The sequence below is a fragment of the Caulobacter sp. GW822-FHT01G02 genome, from assembly GCF_058802865.1.
Map to the genome: position 1 here is coordinate 54,287 of NZ_JBXAON010000009.1, position 18,702 is coordinate 72,988.

13 protein-coding genes are annotated in these 18,702 nt (G+C 67.1%); 12 read left to right on the forward strand and 1 reads right to left on the reverse strand.

Annotated features, from left to right (window positions below; all coding sequences use genetic code 11):
* Nucleotides 1-14 precede the first annotated feature (14 nt).
* The 6 genes from AC1RNC_RS23145 (at nt 15) to AC1RNC_RS23170 (ending at nt 7,872) form a co-directional block, all read left to right on the forward strand.
* A complete protein-coding gene (locus AC1RNC_RS23145; RefSeq protein ID WP_423748646.1) occupies nt 15-746 on the forward strand; it encodes an ABC transporter ATP-binding protein in 732 nt (243 codons plus the stop codon).
* 11 nt (nt 747-757) lie between these two features.
* Nucleotides 758-3,112: an ABC transporter permease gene (locus tag AC1RNC_RS23150; protein ID WP_492888408.1), complete on the forward strand. Its 2,355-nt coding sequence runs from the start codon at nt 758-760 to the stop codon at nt 3,110-3,112.
* A gap of 3 nt (nt 3,113-3,115) precedes the next feature.
* The gene (locus tag AC1RNC_RS23155; RefSeq protein WP_492888409.1) at nt 3,116-4,318 is read left to right on the forward strand and encodes an efflux RND transporter periplasmic adaptor subunit; all 1,203 of its coding nucleotides are present in this window, start codon (nt 3,116-3,118) and stop codon (nt 4,316-4,318) included.
* Between the two features lie 117 nt (nt 4,319-4,435).
* Nucleotides 4,436-5,608 carry a patatin-like phospholipase family protein gene (locus AC1RNC_RS23160; protein ID WP_492888410.1) on the forward strand — a complete coding sequence of 391 codons (1,173 nt, stop codon included), beginning with the start codon at nt 4,436-4,438 and terminating at the stop codon, nt 5,606-5,608.
* Nucleotide 5,609: 1 nt separating this feature from the next.
* On the forward strand, nt 5,610-7,067 hold the full coding sequence (locus AC1RNC_RS23165; RefSeq protein WP_492888411.1) for a phospholipase D-like domain-containing protein: 1,458 nt from the start codon (nt 5,610-5,612) through the stop codon (nt 7,065-7,067).
* Nucleotides 7,068-7,140: 73 nt separating this feature from the next.
* A complete protein-coding gene (locus AC1RNC_RS23170; RefSeq protein WP_096054066.1) occupies nt 7,141-7,872 on the forward strand; it encodes an endonuclease/exonuclease/phosphatase family protein in 732 nt (243 codons plus the stop codon).
* Nucleotides 7,873-7,893: 21 nt separating this feature from the next.
* Here AC1RNC_RS23170 and AC1RNC_RS23175 read toward each other — a convergent pair whose 3' ends face one another.
* Nucleotides 7,894-8,445, reverse strand: coding sequence for a cytochrome b (locus AC1RNC_RS23175; RefSeq protein ID WP_164513074.1), 552 nt, complete (start codon nt 8,443-8,445; stop codon nt 7,894-7,896).
* 217 nt (nt 8,446-8,662) lie between these two features.
* Here AC1RNC_RS23175 and AC1RNC_RS23180 point away from each other — a divergent pair, with 217 nt between their 5' ends.
* From AC1RNC_RS23180 to AC1RNC_RS23205, 6 genes are all read left to right on the forward strand, one after another.
* A complete protein-coding gene (locus AC1RNC_RS23180) occupies nt 8,663-10,030 on the forward strand; it encodes an MBL fold metallo-hydrolase RNA specificity domain-containing protein (RefSeq protein ID WP_096054068.1) in 1,368 nt (455 codons plus the stop codon).
* Entirely contained in the window at nt 10,027-11,547 is a 1,521-nt protein-coding gene (locus tag AC1RNC_RS23185) for a thymidine phosphorylase family protein (protein ID WP_492888412.1), read from the forward strand. Before AC1RNC_RS23180 ends, AC1RNC_RS23185 begins: the two co-directional genes overlap by 4 nt.
* Before the next feature lie 3 nt (nt 11,548-11,550).
* Entirely contained in the window at nt 11,551-12,429 is an 879-nt protein-coding gene (locus tag AC1RNC_RS23190; protein WP_492888413.1) for a ribose-phosphate diphosphokinase, read from the forward strand.
* A gap of 132 nt (nt 12,430-12,561) precedes the next feature.
* Nucleotides 12,562-13,410, forward strand: coding sequence for a universal stress protein (locus tag AC1RNC_RS23195; protein ID WP_492888414.1), 849 nt, complete (start codon nt 12,562-12,564; stop codon nt 13,408-13,410).
* A 51-nt stretch (nt 13,411-13,461) separates the two neighbouring features.
* Nucleotides 13,462-16,287, forward strand: a complete 2,826-nt coding sequence (locus AC1RNC_RS23200) for a cation-translocating P-type ATPase (RefSeq protein ID WP_492888415.1) — start codon at nt 13,462-13,464, stop codon at nt 16,285-16,287.
* 36 nt (nt 16,288-16,323) lie between these two features.
* The gene (locus AC1RNC_RS23205) at nt 16,324-18,696 is read left to right on the forward strand and encodes a phosphoketolase family protein (RefSeq protein ID WP_492888416.1); all 2,373 of its coding nucleotides are present in this window, start codon (nt 16,324-16,326) and stop codon (nt 18,694-18,696) included.
* Nucleotides 18,697-18,702 lie beyond the last annotated feature (6 nt).

Below are 18,702 nucleotides of genomic sequence, written 5' to 3' on the forward strand. Positions count from 1 at the left end.
CCTGGGAGATTGCGGTGTCAGAATCGCGAACGACACCAGATCCAGAGCCCGCTTTCGTCATCAGCGATCTGTGCAAGACGTATGTGACCGAGGCGGGCACGGTGAAGGCGCTGCGCGGCGTCAATCTCACAATCGAAAGGGGAGAGACTCTGGTGTTGCTGGGCCCATCCGGCTCGGGAAAATCGACGTTGCTCAACATTCTAGGCGGCCTTGACGCCGCCACGTCGGGATCGGCCCGCTTCCATGACCTGGAACTCGTGGGCGCCACGACCACCGCGCTCACCCTGTATCGTCGCAAATCCGTGGGGTTCATTTTTCAATTCTTCAATCTCGTCCCCAGCCTGACGGCACGAGAAAACGTCGCCCTGATCACCGAGATTGCTAGCGACCCAATGGCGCCAGAAGAGGCGTTGGCGATGGTTGGCCTGTCTGACCGTATGGACCATTTCCCAGCGCAGCTGTCCGGCGGCCAGCAGCAACGGGTAGCGGTCGCCCGCGCGATCGCAAAGCGGCCAGAATTGCTCCTATGCGATGAGCCGACCGGATCCTTGGACAGTGAGAGTGGGGTTCAGGTGCTGGAGGCGCTCGCTAAAGTCTCCCGCGATGTCGGCGCGACGACGATGGTCGTGTCGCATAACGCCGGCATCGCGGCCATGGCCGACCGGATCATCCGGTTCCGCGACGGCGGCATTACCGACATCAGCGCCAACCGACAAAAGGTCGAGCCGCGGGAGATGACCTGGTGAAGCCCTCGCCGTTGGACCGTAAGCTGGCCCGCGATCTGTGGCGCATGCGCTGGCAAGTGCTGGCGATCGCGCTGCTAATCACCTGCGGCGTGTCCGTCGCGGTCATGGCGTTTTCCGCCCAGCAGGCGCTGGCCCGGGCGCAGGCGGACTTCTACCAGGAGACGCGCTTCGCCGACGTGTTCGCCCTCGCCAAGCGGGCGCCGATTTCAAGGGTGCGCGACCTGACGGCGATCGAGGGCGTCACGGCGACCGACGCGCGGATTGTCGAGAGCGGGCTCATGGATGTGCCCGGTCTCGCGCGGCCGGCGATCGCCCGGCTCATTTCCCTGCCCGACGATCCGGCGAGGTGTTTGAATTGCCTGCGGCTGGTCCGCGGCCGTCTTCCGGCGCCCGGCCAGACAGGCGAGGCCGTGGCGCTAAACAGCTTCCTGGAAGCCGCCCGTGTTCGGCTCGGAGACCGGCTGACCGCGACCCTCAATGGGCGTACGACTACCTTCACGATCGTCGGCGCGGCGCTCTCGCCTGAGTTCGTCTATGTCCCGTCGCCGGACTCCTTCATGCCGGACGACGCCCACCAGGCGATCCTGTGGGCCCCGCGGCCTGCCGTGGAGCGGGCGGCCGGTATGAGCGGCGCGTTCAATGCGGTGTCCCTCAGCCTGGCGCCCGGGGCGTCGACGCCGGCCGTGCTGCAGGATGTGGACGGGCTGCTGGCGGCCTATGGCGGCCGAACCGCCTACGCCCGCAAGGACCAGCCGTCGCACGCCTTCCTGACCGCCGAACTGAAAGAGCTCTCGACCTCGGCCTCGATTCTGCCGCCTGTCTTCCTGCTGGTCGCCGCAGCCATGGTGCATCTGGTGGTCACGCGCCTTGTCGAGGCCGAGCGCGAGCAGATCGGTTTGTTGAAGGCCTTCGGCTACCGGGATCGGGAGGCGGCTCAGAATTATTGGCGTCTTGCCGCCGCGGTTGGCTTACTCGGCGCGCTGGGTGGGGGCGTGATCGGCGCAGCCCTGGGCGCGGCGATCGTCGACCTCTATCGGCAATATTTCCGCTTCCCGGTGCTACAAGTGGACTTTGACTGGATGGCCTTCGCAGCGGCGGCGGCGGTCTCGGTCGCCGCGACCGTGGCCGGCTCGCTGACGGCGGTGCGCCGCGCCGTGGCCCTGGCCCCCGCCGTGGCCATGCAGCCGCCCCGGCCCGCCGCCTTCCACAGCGGTGGTCTAGATCGCCTGCTTCGCGGCCCGGCGGTCGACCAGGCGACGCGCATGATCGTCAGGAACCTGGAGCGGTTTCCGGGCCGGGCCCTGTTGACGCTGTGCGGGCTGGCGGCGGGCTTGACCCTGCTGGTGGGCACGCAATTCCTGTTCGACGCCATCGACCTCGTCGTCGAGCGGAGCTACTTCCGCATCCAGCGCTGGAGCGACTCCGTGAGCTTCGTGGAGCCCCGCGCGGTCGCCGCAGTCGCCGGCGTCGGCCGGGCGCCCGGCGTCTTCGCCGCAGAGCCGGTGCGCGTGGCGGGGGCGCGATTAAAGGTCGGCGCCCGCCAGGAGACCACCCGGATCGTCGGCCTTGACCCGACGGCCGCACTGCATCGGCCGCTCGACGCCGCAGATCGCCCTGTCCCCCTTGTGGGGCAAGGGCTGGTGCTGAGCGAGGCGCTGGCCGCCCGCCTGGGCCTTCGGCCGGGCGACCAGGTATGGACCGAGATTATCGACGGACGCGCGCCGAGCGCGCTCCTGCCCGTCACTGGCCTCGCCCGCGACTACAGCGGCTTCTCCGCCTATATGGACCGCCGGGCGCTCAACCGGCTGATGGGCGAGGGGGACTTGGCCAGCGGCGCGGAATTGCTGATCGCGCCCGATGCCAGATCCGCCTTTTACCGCGCCATCGAAGCCACGCCGCAAATCATCGGCGCCTCGTCCCGCGACGACACGGTGGCGAACTGGCGTCAGGTCATGGCGGAGTCGTTTCAGGTGACCATCGCCTTCTATCTCGCCTTCGCCGGCGCGATCGCTTTCGGGGTGGCCTACAACATGTGCCGCATCTCCCTTTTGGAGCGCGCCCGGGATCTGGCCACGCTGCGGGTCCTCGGCTTCGGCCGCGTGGCCTGCGCTTACATCCTGCTGGGCGAGCTCGCCGTCCTGGTCCTGGCCGCGATTCCGTTCGGCGTCCTGGGCGGCGCCGCGCTCTCGCACGGACTGGTGGCGGCCTATTCGCGCGACGACGTCAGGATGCCGGCGACGATCACCGCCAGCAGCTACGGCGTGGCCGTGGGCGCCTATCTGATCGCCGTCGCCCTGGCCGGCGGCCTCGTGGCGCGCCGCATCTGGACCTTCGATCTGGTCGCCGTTCTGAAGACCCGGGAGTAGCCGATGAGCCGGATCAAATGGTTGCGATGGGTACTGGGGCTGGGGGTGGTCGCCGTGGCTGTCGTGGTTCTCGGCCTGCTGCTGGCGCCGCGGCCGGTTCCCGTCGACACCGACCTCGTGCGAACGGGCCCAATCGCCGACAGCGTGGCCGACCAGGGGACCACCCGGGTCCGCGAAGCCTATGTGGTGTCGGCCCCAGTCTCCGGTCGCTTGGAGCGGCTCGACCTGCATGTCGGCGACCGCATCGTCGCTGGCCGCACGATCGTCGCGCGCATTCGCCCGGCCAGCGCAGAACTGCTCGACCCCCGGGCACGAGCCCAGGCGCAGGCCGCCGTCGCCGCCGCCGTCGCCGCAGTCGCCAGCAGCCAGGCCCAAGGCGATCAATTGGCCGCCGAGGCGCGAAGGGCGCGCCTCGACTTGGATCGTACGCGTTCGTTGGCGGCGAAGGGCTTTGCCTCGACCCAGGCGCTCGACGCCGCCGAAACCCAGTCACGAATGTCCGAAGCCGGGGTGCGCGCGGCAGCGGCGCAACTCGCCGTCCGGCGTTCGGAGCTGACGGTCGCGCGCGCTGCTCTGATCGGGCCGGAGGCGGCGACTGGCGGGGTGGTGTCGGCGACGTCCCCGGCCTCCGGCTATATCACTAGGGTCCTGCAGGAGAGCGAGCGAACGGTGACGGCGGGCGCGCCCCTGGTCGAGGTCAGCGACCAGAGCGGCCTGGAGGCCGCCATCGAGTTCCTGTCGCAGGACGCCGTGCGGCTTCGCGAAGGCATGACCGCCGAGGTTTTCGACTGGGGCGGCGGCGCGCCGATCCCGGCAATCGTGCGGCGGGTGGAGCCCCAGGGCTTCACCAAGATCTCGGCCCTGGGCGTGGAGGAGCAGCGCGTGCTGGTGCTGCTGCAGCTCACCGGCGACCGACGGGCTTGGGCAACGCTAGGCCCAGGATACCGGCTGTGGGGTCGGGTCTTCCTGCGCCAGGAAGCCGACGCCCTCAAGGCTCCGCTGGGCGCTCTTGTGCGCAAGGACGGCCGCTGGGCGGTCTTCCGAGTCTCCGACGGCCGCGCCCAGCTGACCCTGATCGAGGTGGGAGCGCTTACCGACCGGGAGGTGGAGGTCCGGAAAGGGCTGAAGGCCGGGGATCGGATCGTGGTGTTTCCATCTGACAAGGTGGACGATGGCGTCCAGGTGGCCGCGCGGGCCAAGAAATAGGGGAGGGCCGATCATCCAAGGCGCGCATGATGTGGCTCAATGCCGGGGTCGCCCCGGTCGCCTATTCGAGGTTTCGTGCGCCGGCCGCTCTGCTGGCGACATTTTAAGGACGAAGCCTTGACGGAGCCCGACCCAATCTCGGCCAAGGGCCTTTGGCGCGGCCGCCGGGCCCGCTTGGGCGCGCCCGGCGCCGTCGTCGCAGCGCCGAAGGGGTTCGACGGCGTCCGGCTCACCTTCGAGCAGGCCGAGGCCTCCATTGAGGCGGCCGCGGACCGGTTATCGATCCCGCGATCGGCCTGGGCGGGCGGCGACTTCAACATCCTGGCGATCTCTGGCGGCGCGGCGGGCGGAGCGTTCGGGGCCGGCGTCCTGGTCGGCCTGACCCGCGCAGGACGCCGGCCCGATTTCGCCCTAATCACCGGGGTCAGCACCGGCGCGCTGATCGCTCCCTTCGCCTTCCTGGGTCCGGCTTGGGACCATCGCCTGCGTGAGGCCTACACCGGCGGACATGCCGAAGACGCCTTGGGCTTCACCGGCCTTTCGCTGACCTTGGAGGGCGGCCTCTTTCAGCCGGCCGCGCTGGAGCGCCTAGTTTACCCCTTTATAGACGATGACCTGGTGACCGCTGTGGCGGTCGAGCATCGACGCGGCCGGCGTCTGCTGGTCGCGACCACCGACCTCGACCGACAGGCGCCGTGCATCTGGGACATGGGCGAGATCGCCTGCCGGGGTGGGCCGGCGGCGACGCAGATGTTCCGGGACGTTCTGATCGCGTCGGCAAGCCTCCCGGGCCTCTTCCCGCCACGCCGCTTCGAGGTCGAGGCCGACGGCCGCCGCTACGAGGAATTGCACGTGGACGGCGGCGTCTCCGCGCCATTGTTCGTCATGCCTGAGGGCCTGCTGCACTGGCGCAAGCTCGGGCGGCGCATGCAGCGCGGCCGGATCTATGTCATCGTCAACACCGTACTGAACCCGGCGTCCCAGGCGACCCCGATCAGCTTACCGACGATCCTGCTGCGAAGTTTCGACACCATGCTGCGGGTTTCCTATCGCCAAGCGCTCAGCGTGGCCGTGACCTTCAGCCAGGCGAACAACTTGCCGCTCAGCGTCGCTTCGATCGCCGAGACCCCCGCCGCGACGGAGGTCGGAGGCATGCTGACCTTCGAGACCTCGGCGATGCGCCGAACCTTCGACTCCGCGGTCGAGACGGCGCAGGCCGAGGACTTCTGGCGCACCCCGGTAGCGCGTTCAGACCCCTGGTCGGACTTCCTCGACCTGTTCCGACGCTGACGTGGAACCGATCGCCAACAAGCCGGCCGCGCAGCGGCGGGGCACGACGTTGCTCAAGCCCGGCGACACCTGCTGGCGGATCGAGGATTCACGCCGGGCAGCCTTCTTGGTGGACAACGAGGCCTACTACACCGCGCTTCTGTCAGCCCTGCAGACAGCGGAGTCCTCAATCCACATTCTCGGCTGGGCCTTCGATCCTCGCACTCGGCTCGCTCCGGATGGCACCGAGGGGCCTGAAGATTCCGACGAGATGGGCCGGATTCTGCTCGACCTTTGCCGCGCCAGGCCCGACCTTGAGGTGCGCATTTTGGTCTGGCGGTCTCCGTTCGGCGTCCTGGGGCATCAGGACATCCGCGGGCATCGCGCCAAGCGCTGGTTCGCTGGCACGCGCGTCGCGTTTCGTGAGGCGCACGACGTGCCGTTCGGCGCCTGCCACCATCAGAAAGTGGTGGTGATCGACGACCGCCTGGCGTTCTGCGGCGGCGGCGACATCGTCACCAACCGGTGGGACAGCCCGTCCCATCGCCACGTTGAGCCCCGCCGCATTCTTCCCGACCAGGCGCACCACCCGGCGCGCCACGAGGTCACCCTCCTGGTGGACGGCCCCGCGGCCGCGGCGCTAGGCACGCTGTTCCGGGAACGCTGGACCGGGGCCACCGGGACAATCCTCGGCGAAACGCCACCAGTCTCCGCAGAACCCTGGCCGCGAGGCGCGCCGTCGCAGCTTTCCGATGCGCGGGTTGGGATCGCCCGTACGATGCCGGCGTGGCGCGGCCAGCCACCGGTCGACGAAATCCGCCGGCTAACCCTGGCCTGCATCGCGGCCGCGCGCGAGACCATCTACTTCGAGAATCAGTATTTCACCTGCCGGTCCGTCGCCGACGCCCTGGCTGCGCGGCTTGGCGAGCGCGACGGCCCCGAGGTCGTCCTGCTGGTCAGCGGCCGAGCGCCCAGCTGGTTCGATCAACTGACCATGGATTCGGCGCGAAATCCGCTGATCCGGCGGCTCCGCGCGGCCGACGCCTTCGGGCGATTTCGAGCCCTGTCGCCCCGGACGTCCGCCGGCGCACTGATCATCGTGCATTCCAAAGTCGCGGTATTCGACGATCAGGTCTTGCGGATCGGCTCCGCCAACCTGAACAACCGGTCCGAGGGCTTCGATACGGAGTGCGACCTAGTGATCGAGGGGGATACGGCGAACTCTCGGCGGGCGATTGCTGAGTTCCGCAACTACCTTCTCGGCCACTACCTCGACGCTGATCCCAGCGAGTTCTCCCGCGCCATGACCGGCGCCGGCGTAGTGGGGGCCATCGACGCGCTTAACGGGGCGGGCCGCCTTGCGCCCGTGGCGCTCGGTCCTCCCACGTGGTGGGAGGACTTTGTCTTCGCGCGCCGTCTGGGCGATCCTTCGAGCGTTGCGGAAAGCTGGCGGTGGCGCGCGCCGCAAGTACTAGGATGAAGTTTGCAGGGTCGATGGGACGGCTGAGGGGCCGAGCGCCAAGCGATCCGCTGGCGTCGGAAGGTCGGTCGATATGAAGCTTCTGACCTGGAATATTCAGGCGGGCATCGGGACAAGCCGCTACCGGGACTATTTTCTGCGCGCCCACCTGCAGCTGGTGCATGCGCCGTCCAAAATCGCGACGTTGCAGAGCATCGCGGAAGAGATCGCGCCCTTCGACGTTGTCTGTCTGCAAGAGGTCGATCTGGGCGGACGGCGTGCGGGCTATCGCTCGCAGGTCGAAATTATCTCGGCCCTTTCCGGCCATGGCCATGTTGCCGTCCAGGAAAACCGAAGGGTGCCGGGCATTTCAAGGCACGGCAATGCGATCCTCAGCCACTGGCCCTTGGCGCGGATAAGGGATCTGAAACTGCCTGGGCAGTTGGCGGGTCGCGGCTGCCTTGTCGCAGACGTTGAGGGGCCGCACCACGTTACTATCGCCTGCCTTCACCTCAGTCTCGGCCGAGCCGACCAGGTCCTTCAGTTGGCCGCGATTGCGGATGCTCTACAGGGCGCCCGCGCGTGGGCGGCTATGGGAGATTTCAACTGCGCGGGCCATGCGCCGCCGCTCGCCTCGTTTTGCGAAACCGTGGCCGGCAACCTGAAAAGGCCTGGACCGCCCACCTTCCCAGCTTGGCGGCCGCGCTGGGATTTCGATCATATCGTGACGGGCGGTGAGCTTTCGGTCACACACTATGCCTCTGAGCCCGCCACATTTTCGGATCACCGGGCCGTATCCGCGCGGGTGACGATTTGGCCGACGTGAGGCGAGCTTAAATCTGCCGTTCTAGGCCCGCCTGACCCACAGCATCCGTTGCACCGTGCCATCACGATCGACGACGAGGTGTTTCAGCGCGCCCGCCACGTGAAGTCCGATCAAGGGCCAAAACAGCTTCGCGGCAGCGCCGTGGACTTCCTCGGCCGCCTCGTGGAGCCACTCCACGCGGACCGAGAACGGGCTTGCAAGGTCAAACCAGTCAAATACTTGGATGGCGGTTGCCGCCGACCAAACGGCCACCGGGCCGGTGACGAGCAGGACGGCTATCATCACCAGGAACAGGCCTTGAACCACTTTCGCAGCTAATTTGAACCAGCGGTTCCGCTCCAAGGCCTCGGGAGCCGGTTGCGAGACGCTCCACAGGAGCCGCGCGGCCAGAAAGCTGAGCAACAGAACGCCAACGGAGATATGCAGGTTCTGCGCGGCGAGCTTCTCCGCGCGCCCGGACGCCTCCTCCATGCGCTCCCCAAGAAGATAGAGAGCAAGCACTCCGCCCGCGCTGATCCAGTGCAGCGCTATAGCCGCCCAGCCATATCCCGTCCGGGTATTTCTGATATTCATGGGTCGACTCCGTCCAACTAAGCAATCGCGATTGCTCGGTCGGCGCTTTGACTTCGGTCAAGCTGACCCGTTCCATGAGCGTTCGTGGCTCCGGATCGAGCGCGCCGAGATTCGCGGAGGCATCTGCCCCGTGTTGAAGCCTTGACGTCGATCAAGTGCAGCGCGCCGCGACCCGGCCTATGGTGAAGGCTGATCGCGTGCGGCGAGGTGGAAATATATGTCTAAGGCCAGCCTGACATTTCTAGGCGGTGCGGGCACCGTCACCGGCTCGCGCCACCTGCTCCAACTCGGTGGGCGCAAAGTCCTCGTCGACTGCGGATTGTTCCAGGGTCTGAAGGCCTTGCGCCTGAAGAACTGGGCCGAGTTCCCGGTCGATCCCAGCAGCATCGATGCGGTCGTCCTCACCCATGCCCATCTCGATCATTCCGGCTACCTGCCCAAGCTGGTGCGCGAAGGCTTCCGAGGACCGATCTTCTGTACGGCCGCCTCCGCTGATCTCTGCGAGCTTCTGCTGCTGGATAGCGCCAAGATCCAGGAGAGCGATGCGGAATTCGCCAACCGTCACGGCTTCTCCAAGCACAAGCCAGCCTTGCCGCTGTACGGTAGGCGCGATGCATTGCGCGCGTTAGAACAGCTTCGCCCTATAGACTTCGACACGCCGACAGACCTCGGTCACGGAGCCAATCTGTACTTCCGCCGCGCCGGGCACATTTTAGGGGCCGCCACCGCCCATCTGCGCTGGGGTGGTCAGACTTTCGCCTTTTCCGGGGACCTCGGCCGCTTCGACGACCCCCTGATGCACGATCCGGCGCCAGTGGCGCAGGCGGATTATCTGGTGGTGGAGTCCACCTATGGCGACCGGATCCACGCCCCCATCGCCCCGGCCGACGCCTTGCTGGAGGTGATTCAACGCACAACGGCGCGAGGCGGGACGGTGATCATCCCGTCGTTCGCCGTCGGCCGCGCCCAGGAGCTTCTCTATCTCTGCTGGCGTCTCAAGCAATCCGGACGCCTGCCTCTGACGCCCATCTATCTCGACAGCCCTATGGCCATCAACGCCAGCGGCATGCTCGAAAGGCACCCGCTAGATCACCGTCTCTCGGCGGATGAGTGCGATGCGGCCATGGCTTCGGCGACCTACGTTCAGGACGTAGAGGAATCCAAGGCGCTTAGTCACAACACCGTGCCCAAGGTCATCATATCGGCGAGCGGCATGGCCACCGGCGGGCGCGTCCTGCATCACATCAAGGCGTACGGGCCAGACGCCAAGAACACGATCCTGTTCGCTGGCTTCCAGGCGGCAGGCACGCGGGGCGAGGCCCTGATGAACGGGGCGCGGGAGGTGAAGATCCACGGCGGGCTTGTTCCCATCCGGGCCGAGATCGACAACTTGCCGATGCTGTCGGCCCATGCCGACGCCAACGAGATCCTGCGCTGGCTCTGCGGCTTCCAGCGACCGCCAAAGAAGACGTTCATCGTGCACGGGGAGGGCAGCGCATCAGCGGCCCTCAAAGAGCGTATCGAGGCCGAGCTCGGCTGGTCGTGCGTGATCCCGGCCGAGGGGGACGAGCAGGTCCTGACGTGAACGAGGAGGCTCGGCCCGTCCTGCCCATCCTCAAGGCCCGCCGGCTTGGACTGCTGTCGCAGCAGGACGCCATCGTGCTGATGCGCGAGGATAGTCCCGTCTGCCGATCGGAAGGCCATGCACCGCGGTCGCAGGTGCTGCTGATGGCCCACGGCCGCGAGGTGACCGCGACCCTCTACCAGATCGTCGGCGGCGACCAGATAGAGCCGCATGAGGCCGGCCTCTCCGAGGCCGCCTGGGATCGACTTGGTGTGGCCGAGGGTGACGAGATCCACGTCCGCCATCCGCCCGCCTTGACTTCGATGTCCAGCGTGCGCCGTCGGGTTTATGGCAAGCGCCTGGACGCCGCGGCGATGGCCGACATCGTCGGGGATGTTGCGGCAGGCCGGTACTCTGACGCGCACCTTTCAGCCTTCCTCACGGCCTGCTCGGCTGTGCCGCTAGATCGGGACGAAGTGGTTCACCTCACTCGCGCCATGGTGCAGGTGGGCGAGCAACTGACCTGGGATTCGGCCGTCGTGATCGACAAGCACTCCGTCGGCGGCCTGCCCGGAAACCGCACCACGCCGATTGTCGTGGCAATCGTGGCGGCAAACGGCCTGGTGATTCCCAAGACCTCGTCACGAGCGATCACCTCGCCCGCCGGCACGGCCGACACGATGGAGACCCTGACCAAGGTCGATCTGGACCTGGCGGCCATTCGGCGGGTGGTGGACCAGGAAGGCGGCTGTCTCGCCTGGGGCGGAGCCGTTCGCCTGAGCCCGGCGGACGATGTACTCATTCGGGTCGAGCGGGTGCTGGACATTGACACCGAAGGCCAGTTGGTCGCCTCGGTGCTCTCCAAGAAAATCGCGGCGGGATCGACGCATGTGGTGCTCGACATCCCGGTTGGGCCAACCGCGAAAGTGCGGTCGCAGGACGACGCCGACGCGATTGCCGACACCTTGACAGATGTGGCGCGGCTCTTTGGCGTGCAAGTTCGATGCGTTCGCACCGACGGCGGTCAACCTGTGGGCCGTGGCATCGGGCCCGCCCTGGAGGCGCGTGACGTCCTGGCGGTGCTGCGCGGAGACCGGGACGCGCCGGAGGATTTGCGACGCCGGGCCTGCCTGCTCGCGGGCGCGGCTCTTGAACTTGCGGGGCGGTGCGCAAGCGGAGAGGGAACCCGACTGGCCGAACTGACTCTCGCGGACGGCCGAGCCTGGGCGAAGTTCCAGGCGATTTGCGAAGCCCAGGGCGGTCTGCGTGAGCCACCGCGCTCCAGCGTGAACCGACCGCTGTTGGCCACGCGGTCGGGCCGCGTGGACGCGATGAACAATCGGACTTTGTCGCGGCTCGCCAAGCTCGCCGGGGCGCCGGACGACAAGGCGGCGGGCGTCGAACTGCACGTCCGTCTCGGCGACGAGGTCGCAGCAGGCGAGCCCGTACTGACAGTCCACGCCGAGGCCCCCGGCGAGTTGGCCTATGCGCTGGACTACGCCGCAGCCAATCCCGACATGCTGACCCTGGGGGCCTGATCCTTGCGACTGATCCTGCCTCTTCCTGGAAGCGAAGCCCTTTCGGCTGAACTGGCAGCCGCCGGTGACTTCGATCTGGCGAGGCTTGAGTTTCGGCGTTTTCCGGACGGCGAACGGTACGTCCGGATCGATGCTGATCCGAAGGGGCGGCCGGTCGCTATCGTCTGCCAGAACGCTGACGAACACTTCCTGACACTGGCCTTTGTCGCCGACGCCCTGAGGGACCTTCGCGCGGGAGAGATCACGCTCGTCGCGCCCTACCTTGGCTACATGAGGCAGGACGCCCGCTTCCGACCGGGCGAGGCCGTGACGTCGCGCACCTTTGCACGTCTGGTCTCAACCACGGTCGATCGGCTGGTCACGGTCGATCCGCATCTCCATCGGTTCGCAAGTCTCGCTGAACTCTACGACATTCCTTGTACGGCGCTGCGCGCCGCGCCGCTGATCGCCCAGTGGATCGCGCGCGAGGTCCCAGAGCCGCTCATCATCGGGCCAGATGCCGAGAGCGAACAATGGGCGGCGGAGATCGCAGGCAGATCGGGTGCGCCGTACGCCGTGCTGTCCAAGCGCCGGCAAGGCGACCGGCAGGTCGAGATCGCGGTGCCGGATCTCGCAGCTCACCACGGACGGCAGCCGGTGCTGATCGACGACATCGCATCGTCGGGCCGCACCTTGATCGCGGCCAGCGCTGAACTGCGCAACCTCGGCTTTCCCGCGCCTGTGTGCGTGGTCGTGCATGCCATCTTTGGTGGCGATGCGTTTGAAAGGACAGCTGAGGCGGTCACGCGCATCGTATCGACCGACACGTTGCCACACCAATCAAACGCTATCAGCGTCGCGTCTCTCCTGAGCGGCGCGCTGTCTGATGGGCGGAGAGGGTAGAAGCCAGAATCGATATTCGAAGACTTGTCGTGTCGACTGTCGGCGCGCAGAGTTTAGCGGCTACTACCTGACTTGTGTCAAAGCGGGCCTAGCCAAGGGCTGTGATGATCCACCTTCTGGAGGACTCAAACCATGCCCATGCGCGATGTACTGCTACAGATCGATAGCTATCCGGAGTCCACCCCTCCGGAAGCTATCGAACAGGCTGTCCGGTTCACCGCCGCCATCGGCGGAGTCTTGTCGGCCCTAGCGGTGGAAGTCGACATTCGGGTGCCCACCAACCGAATGGCGGACTATCTCATCGGATTGAGCAGTCTTGCTGCCGATGAAGAACGGAAGAGCCGTGACGCCTGTCATTCGACGCTGGAGGTGTTCAAGGCCAAGGCGGAGGCGGCTGGCGTCTTGGGCGAGAGCCTCCATGGCCGTTCGGATCTCTACTGCATCGGCGAATATGTGGCCAAACGGGCCCGCACCCGGGACCTGTGCATCGTTCCGGTCGTTGACCGCCTGGATGGCCAGCGCTCGATTGCCGAAGAGGTCGTGTTCGGCTCCGGCCGGCCGGTGCTGCTCTTCCGGCCTGGGCAAGCCGATCTCCTCGGCGACGGCTTGAGCACTGTGGTCCTGGCATGGGACGGTAGCCGCTCAGCCGCCCGGGCGATGGCCGAGTCCATTCCCGTCATGCTCAAGGCTCGCGAAGTTCGGGTGCTGACGGTGGTCAATGAGAAGCCCGACGCGGCGTCGGGTCTCGGCGACGATGCGGTGCGACACTTGAAGGTCCACGGGGTTAACGCCGTTGCGGAGGAGGTAGACGGCGCCGGCCGCCGGATCGGTCAGGTGCTTGACGACTATCTGGCGGCGTGCGGCTCGGATCTGCTCGTCATGGGCGCCTATGGCCGCTCACGCGTCAAAGAGTTCATTCTCGGGGGCGCCACGGAGCACATGCTGCACGATCCGAAAACACCGCTGTTCCTCGTCCACTGAACTCGCCCTTGCGGCCCAACCCTTAGCTGAGAGAGCGGAGCCGGCATCGGCATGAGAAAGGTTTCGCTCCTCGACGTTGCGCCGATAGCACCAGCAGACGCGAGGGGCGGGCCGGGGGCTGGCGTCGGCCGCGACTGGCATGCGGTCCCGACGGACCACGCCCTTCTTGACCTGCAGAGCGCCACGACCGGCCTTTCAGAACGGGAGGCTGAGGCCAGATTGGGACGCTACGGCCCAAACCGGATCCCCGAACCGCAAGGGCCGGGGCCGCTGCGCCGCTTTCTCCAGCAATTCCAGAACGTCCTGATCTACGTTCTGCTGGCCGCCGCCGCCGCCGCGGCGCTCATGCAGCACGTCAAGGACGCGCTGGTCATCCTCGCCGTCATTCTAGTGAATGCCGTGGCCGGGTTCATCCAAGAAGGCCGCGCCGAGCGTGCGCTGGCCGGCATACGTCACATGATCGACCCACACGCGTCCGTCCTGCGCGATGGCCTCCGGGTCACCATTCCGGCAGACCAAGTGGTCCCGGGCGATATCGTCGTGCTGGAAGCCGGAGATCGCATTCCCGCGGACCTGCGACTGATCCGCGCCAGCAATCTTTGCATCGAAGAGGCCGCGCTCACGGGTGAGGCCGTGGCTGTGGAAAAGGGCGTGGAACCCGTGAGCGCCGACGCCGTCCTCGGCGACCGGACGTCCATGGCCTTCTGCGGCACTTTGGTCGCCACCGGCTCGGCCCAGGCGCTGGTGGTGGCGACGGGGGCGTCGACGGAACTCGGCCGGATCAGCGGCCTGGTTGCGCAGGTGAAGCGTCTTCCGACGCCCCTCGTGCGCCAGATGGATCACTTCGCGCGCCAGCTTACCCTGGTGGTGGCCGCCCTGGCCGCCGTCACGTTTGTGGTCGCCTACTGGCTTCGCGACTACAGCGCCGTCGACTCCTTCATGATCATCGTCGGTCTTGCGGTGGCGATGATCCCGGAAGGCTTGCCGGCGGTGATGACCATCGCCCTGTCGATCGGCGTTACCCGGATGGCCGCGCGCAAGGCGGTGATCCGTCAGATGCCTGCGGTCGAGACACTGGGTTCGGTATCGGTGATCTGCTCCGACAAAACCGGCACGCTCACCCGTAACGAGATGACCGTCACCTCCATCGTGCTCTCCACCGGCGTCGCCAAGTTCGATGGTGGCGGCTATGCGCCGGTCGGCGACGTCACGATCGACGGTTCGGAGCCTGCCGCTAGTGCAAGGGTCATGCTGGCGCGCTCCGCCATGGCGGCGAGCCTCTGCAATGACGCCCGAATCGAGTTGGAAGGAGACCGCTGGATTCCGCATGGCGATCCGATGGAAGCGGCGCTCATCGCCCTGGCCGGCAAGATCGGCGCTCAGTCGCTGGAACCGCTGCCCAGTGCTAGCCGCCTCGCGGAAATCCCGTTCGACTCCCGGCACCGCTACATGGCGACGCTGAACGACGTCGAGGGCGAAGCGCGCACGATCTTCGTCAAGGGCGCGCCCGAGCGCCTGCTGGCGCTGTGCACGCGGCAGCTAGGCAGCGGCATGGATGAGGGCCCGCTTGATCGCGGCTACTGGGTGAAGGCAGTCGACGATCTGGCGCACGGCGGCCATCGCGTGCTGGCCTTGGCGGCCAAAGCCGCAAACATGGATACAACGGCGCTGAGCCTGTCTGACCTCGAGGACGGGCTGGTGCTCCTGGCGGTGGTCGGCATCATCGACCCGCCTCGGGAGGAGGCTAGGGCTGCGGTTCTGGAGTGCCGTCAGGCGGGCATCGCAGTGAAAATGATCACCGGCGACCATGCTGCGACGGCCGTGTCGATCGCCCGCCAGCTTGGGCTTGGTGAGGATCCAAAAGTCGTGTCCGGCGCCGAGCTGGCCAAGCTGAGCGACGTTGACTTGGTCCGGGTCGCGCAGGAGACCCTGGTCTTCGCTCGGACAAGTCCTTCGGACAAGCTGCGCCTCGTGCAGGCGCTGCAAAGCCTTGGACACGTGGTGGCCATGACCGGGGACGGCGTCAACGATGCGCCAGCGCTGAAGCAGGCGGACGTCGGCGTGGCCATGGGTCGGAAGGGGACGGAGGCCGCGAAGGCCGCCGCCCAGATGGTTCTCGTCGACGACAATTTCGCGTCGATCGTGGCGGCGGTGAGGGAGGGGCGGACCGTCTACGACAACCTGAAGAAGGTTGTGGCCATGGTGCTGCCCACCAACGGCGGCGAGACCGGGGCGCTGCTGGTGGCGCTGGTCTTCGGCTTCACCCTGCCGATCACGCCAATTCAGGTCCTTTGGGTGAACATGGTCACGGGGGTGGCCCTAGAACTGACGCTGGCCTTCGAGCGCACGGAGCCCGGCGCCATGCAGCGGCCGCCCCGTCCGCGGACGGAACCGCTGCTTACCGGGCAAATTTGGTGGCAGGTCTTCTACGTCTCGGCGATCTTCGTGGCCGGTACGACCGGCGTCTTCTTCTGGGCGCTGGGGCAGGGGGGCAGCCTCGAACACGCCCGCACCGTGGTGGTGAACACCCTGGTGGTGATGCAGGTCTTCTATCTCTTCTCCGCCCGCTACATCCATGGCGCGTCCATCACCTGGCAGGGCCTCCTGGGCACGCCGGCGGTGCTTATCGGCGTCGCCGCAGTAGTCCTCGGCCAGTTGGCCCTGACCTATCTGCCCTGGTTCAATTCCGCGTTCGGCACACAACCGCTCACGCTGGGGGAAGGCGCGGTTGTTGTCGGCGTTGGCCTGGGGATGCTGCTCGTAACGGAGTTGGAGAAAGCCCTGCGCCGACGAGTCTTGGGTCAACCGCGCAGCCCGCGAATGAGCGATGCGCCGGGACCGAAGCACCCTGGCCCCGGCCATGCGGTGCGCCCGTGAGCGCTAACCCCCGCCTAATCCGCTCGGAGGCTCACCTTGGATAAGCAACTTTTGGATCCGCGCGGAGAGTGGATGCGCGGCTATGGCGTGATTCAACACTCGCCCGACACCTGCGCACGCGTCGCCGCCATGACCTCTGAACTCGTGGCCGGGGGCCAAGCTCCGGATGAGGGGGCCGTCTACACCGCATTGATCGCGGCGGATCGGATCGCAAGCGCCAGCCTCTGGGTGGTGGCGCACATGACCTACGCTCGGCGGGTGGACCTCACCGGGGCGGACTTGGAGGCGGACGCTTTCAAGTCGACGCCGGAAGGCCACACAGGCGGCGCTCTCAATGTGGCCCTGGCGTACGTCGGTTATCTCACCGCCAACCTCCTCACGGCTCAGACCCGGGGTTGGGTGCTAGGGCAGGGGCATTGCGTCGCGGCGATCGACGCCGCCAACTGCCTCGTCGACAATCTGTCGGCCGCGCAGGTGGGGCGGTATGGCGCGGACGAGGCGGGACTGAGCCGGCTTTGCGCCGACTTCTACAGCTACGAGATCGACGCCAACGGGCGACCGGCCGCGCCGCTGGGGAGCCATGTGAACGCGCACACTGCCGGAGGACTCTCCGAAGGCGGATACCTGGGGTTCGCCGAGATCCAGTACGTCCACATGCCGCTGCCGGGGGAGAGCCTGGTGGCGATCCTGAGCGACGGCGCCTTCGAGGAGCAGCGAGGGAGCGACTGGGCCGAGCGCTGGTGGCGCGCTGAGGACTGCGGGCTCGTCGCGCCGATGATGATCCTGAACGGCCGCCGCATCGAACAGCGCACCGAAATCGCCCAGGACGGCGGCGCTGATTGGCTCAGCCGCCACCTGCAGGCCAACGGGTTCGACCCGTTCGAGATCGATGGCCGCGACCCGGCGGCCTATGCCTGGGCGATCCTCGAATCTGAGCGGCGCCTCCAGGAGGCCGCCACTCGCATCCGGGGCGGCGGCTCCTATCCGGTGAAGCTGCCGTACGCCATCGCCGTCACCGAGAAGGGATTCGGTTTCCCCGGGGCGGGGACGAACCGCGCCCACAATCTACCTCTGGAGGGATCGCCACGGCAGGATCAGCAGGCGCGAAGCGCCTTCAATGCGGCCGCCCGCGCCCTGCATGTGCCCATTGAAACCCTCGCCGCCGCGCGAGAGATCTTCGCCGCCCACACCCGTCAAGGGCGCCCAATGGAGCGGGACAATGCGCTGGTCGCGCGTCACCCGAGCCTACCGACTTTGCCCGCGGCGCTACCGCAGCCGGCCGGCGGGGCAATCTCATCGACCGCGGCGATGGATGCCTGGTTTGTGGCCTTTGCGCGGGCCAACCCACAGCACCGCTTCCGCGTTGGCAACCCTGACGAGTTGAAGAGCAACGGCATGGGCGGGACGCTGGAGCTCCTGAAGCATCGCGTGAACCGACCCGAGTCGGGCTCGCCGGAGTCCGTGCTCGGGGCGGTGATAACGGCGCTGAACGAGGAGGCGGCGATCGGCGCCGCCCTCGGGAACAAGGGCGGCCTGAACCTGGCGGTCTCCTATGAGGCCTTCGCGGTGAAAATGCTGGGTGCGTTGCGCCAGGAAATCATCTTCGCGCGGCAGCTCATGGAAGCCGGTCGACCCCCGCAATGGATCGGGGTTCCCTTGGTGGCCACCTCCCACACCTGGGAGAACGGCAAGAACCAACAGTCTCACCAGGACCCCACCATCGGAGAAGCGCTGCTGGGGGAGATGTCGGACATCTCGCGGGTCATGTTCCCGCCGGACGCGGCGACGGCGGTCGAGGCGCTGCGGCAGGTCTACAGCGCCCGCGGCGTCATCGCCTGCGTGGTCGCCGCCAAGCGGCCGACACCGTGTGTCTTCGATCCCGCCGCCGCCGAGCGCGCGTTCGCCGCCGGCGCGATCACGGTCGATACGGATGCTGACCCCGAGCTGCAACTCGTCGCCATGGGGGCCTATCAGCTGGTGGAGGCGAGGCGTGCGGCAGATCGCTTGCGCGCGCGCGGACGACGCGTTCAGGTCACCTGCATCGTGGAGCCGGGCCGTCTGCGGGCGCCGCGAGATGAATTCGAGGCCGCCTTCGTGCTCACCGACGCGCAGCTAAGGGAGCTTTTCCCCCCAGATCTTCCACGGCTGCTCATTACCCACACCCGGGCGGAGCCGTTGATCGGCGTCCTTCGAAGGATTGACGACGGACCCAAGCGCCTGCTGGCCCATGGCTACGTCAGTCGTGGAGGCACCCTAGACGCCCCCGGCATGCTGTTCGCCAACCGCTGCTCCTGGGCCCATCTGACGGCGTCGGCCGCGACATTGCTCGGCCTCGGTCTCGATCAGCTTCTGAATACAGCAGAAGCCGCCGCCGTGGCCGGTCGCGGGGACCCGCATGTCCTGAGATGAGTTTGC

What these genes read in the sequence shown, in the direction of transcription:
- AC1RNC_RS23155 (WP_492888409.1), top strand. Translation starts at nt 3,116, where the DNA reads ATGAGCCGGATCAAATGGTTGCGATGGGTACTGGGGCTGGGGGTGGTC.
- AC1RNC_RS23170 (WP_096054066.1), top strand. Translation starts at nt 7,141, where the DNA reads ATGAAGCTTCTGACCTGGAATATTCAGGCGGGCATCGGGACAAGCCGC.
- AC1RNC_RS23175 (WP_164513074.1), bottom strand. Translation starts at nt 8,445, where the DNA reads ATGAATATCAGAAATACCCGGACGGGATATGGCTGGGCGGCTATAGCG.
- AC1RNC_RS23180 (WP_096054068.1), top strand. Translation starts at nt 8,663, where the DNA reads ATGTCTAAGGCCAGCCTGACATTTCTAGGCGGTGCGGGCACCGTCACC.
- AC1RNC_RS23195 (WP_492888414.1), top strand. Translation starts at nt 12,562, where the DNA reads ATGCCCATGCGCGATGTACTGCTACAGATCGATAGCTATCCGGAGTCC.
- AC1RNC_RS23200 (WP_492888415.1), top strand. Translation starts at nt 13,462, where the DNA reads ATGAGAAAGGTTTCGCTCCTCGACGTTGCGCCGATAGCACCAGCAGAC.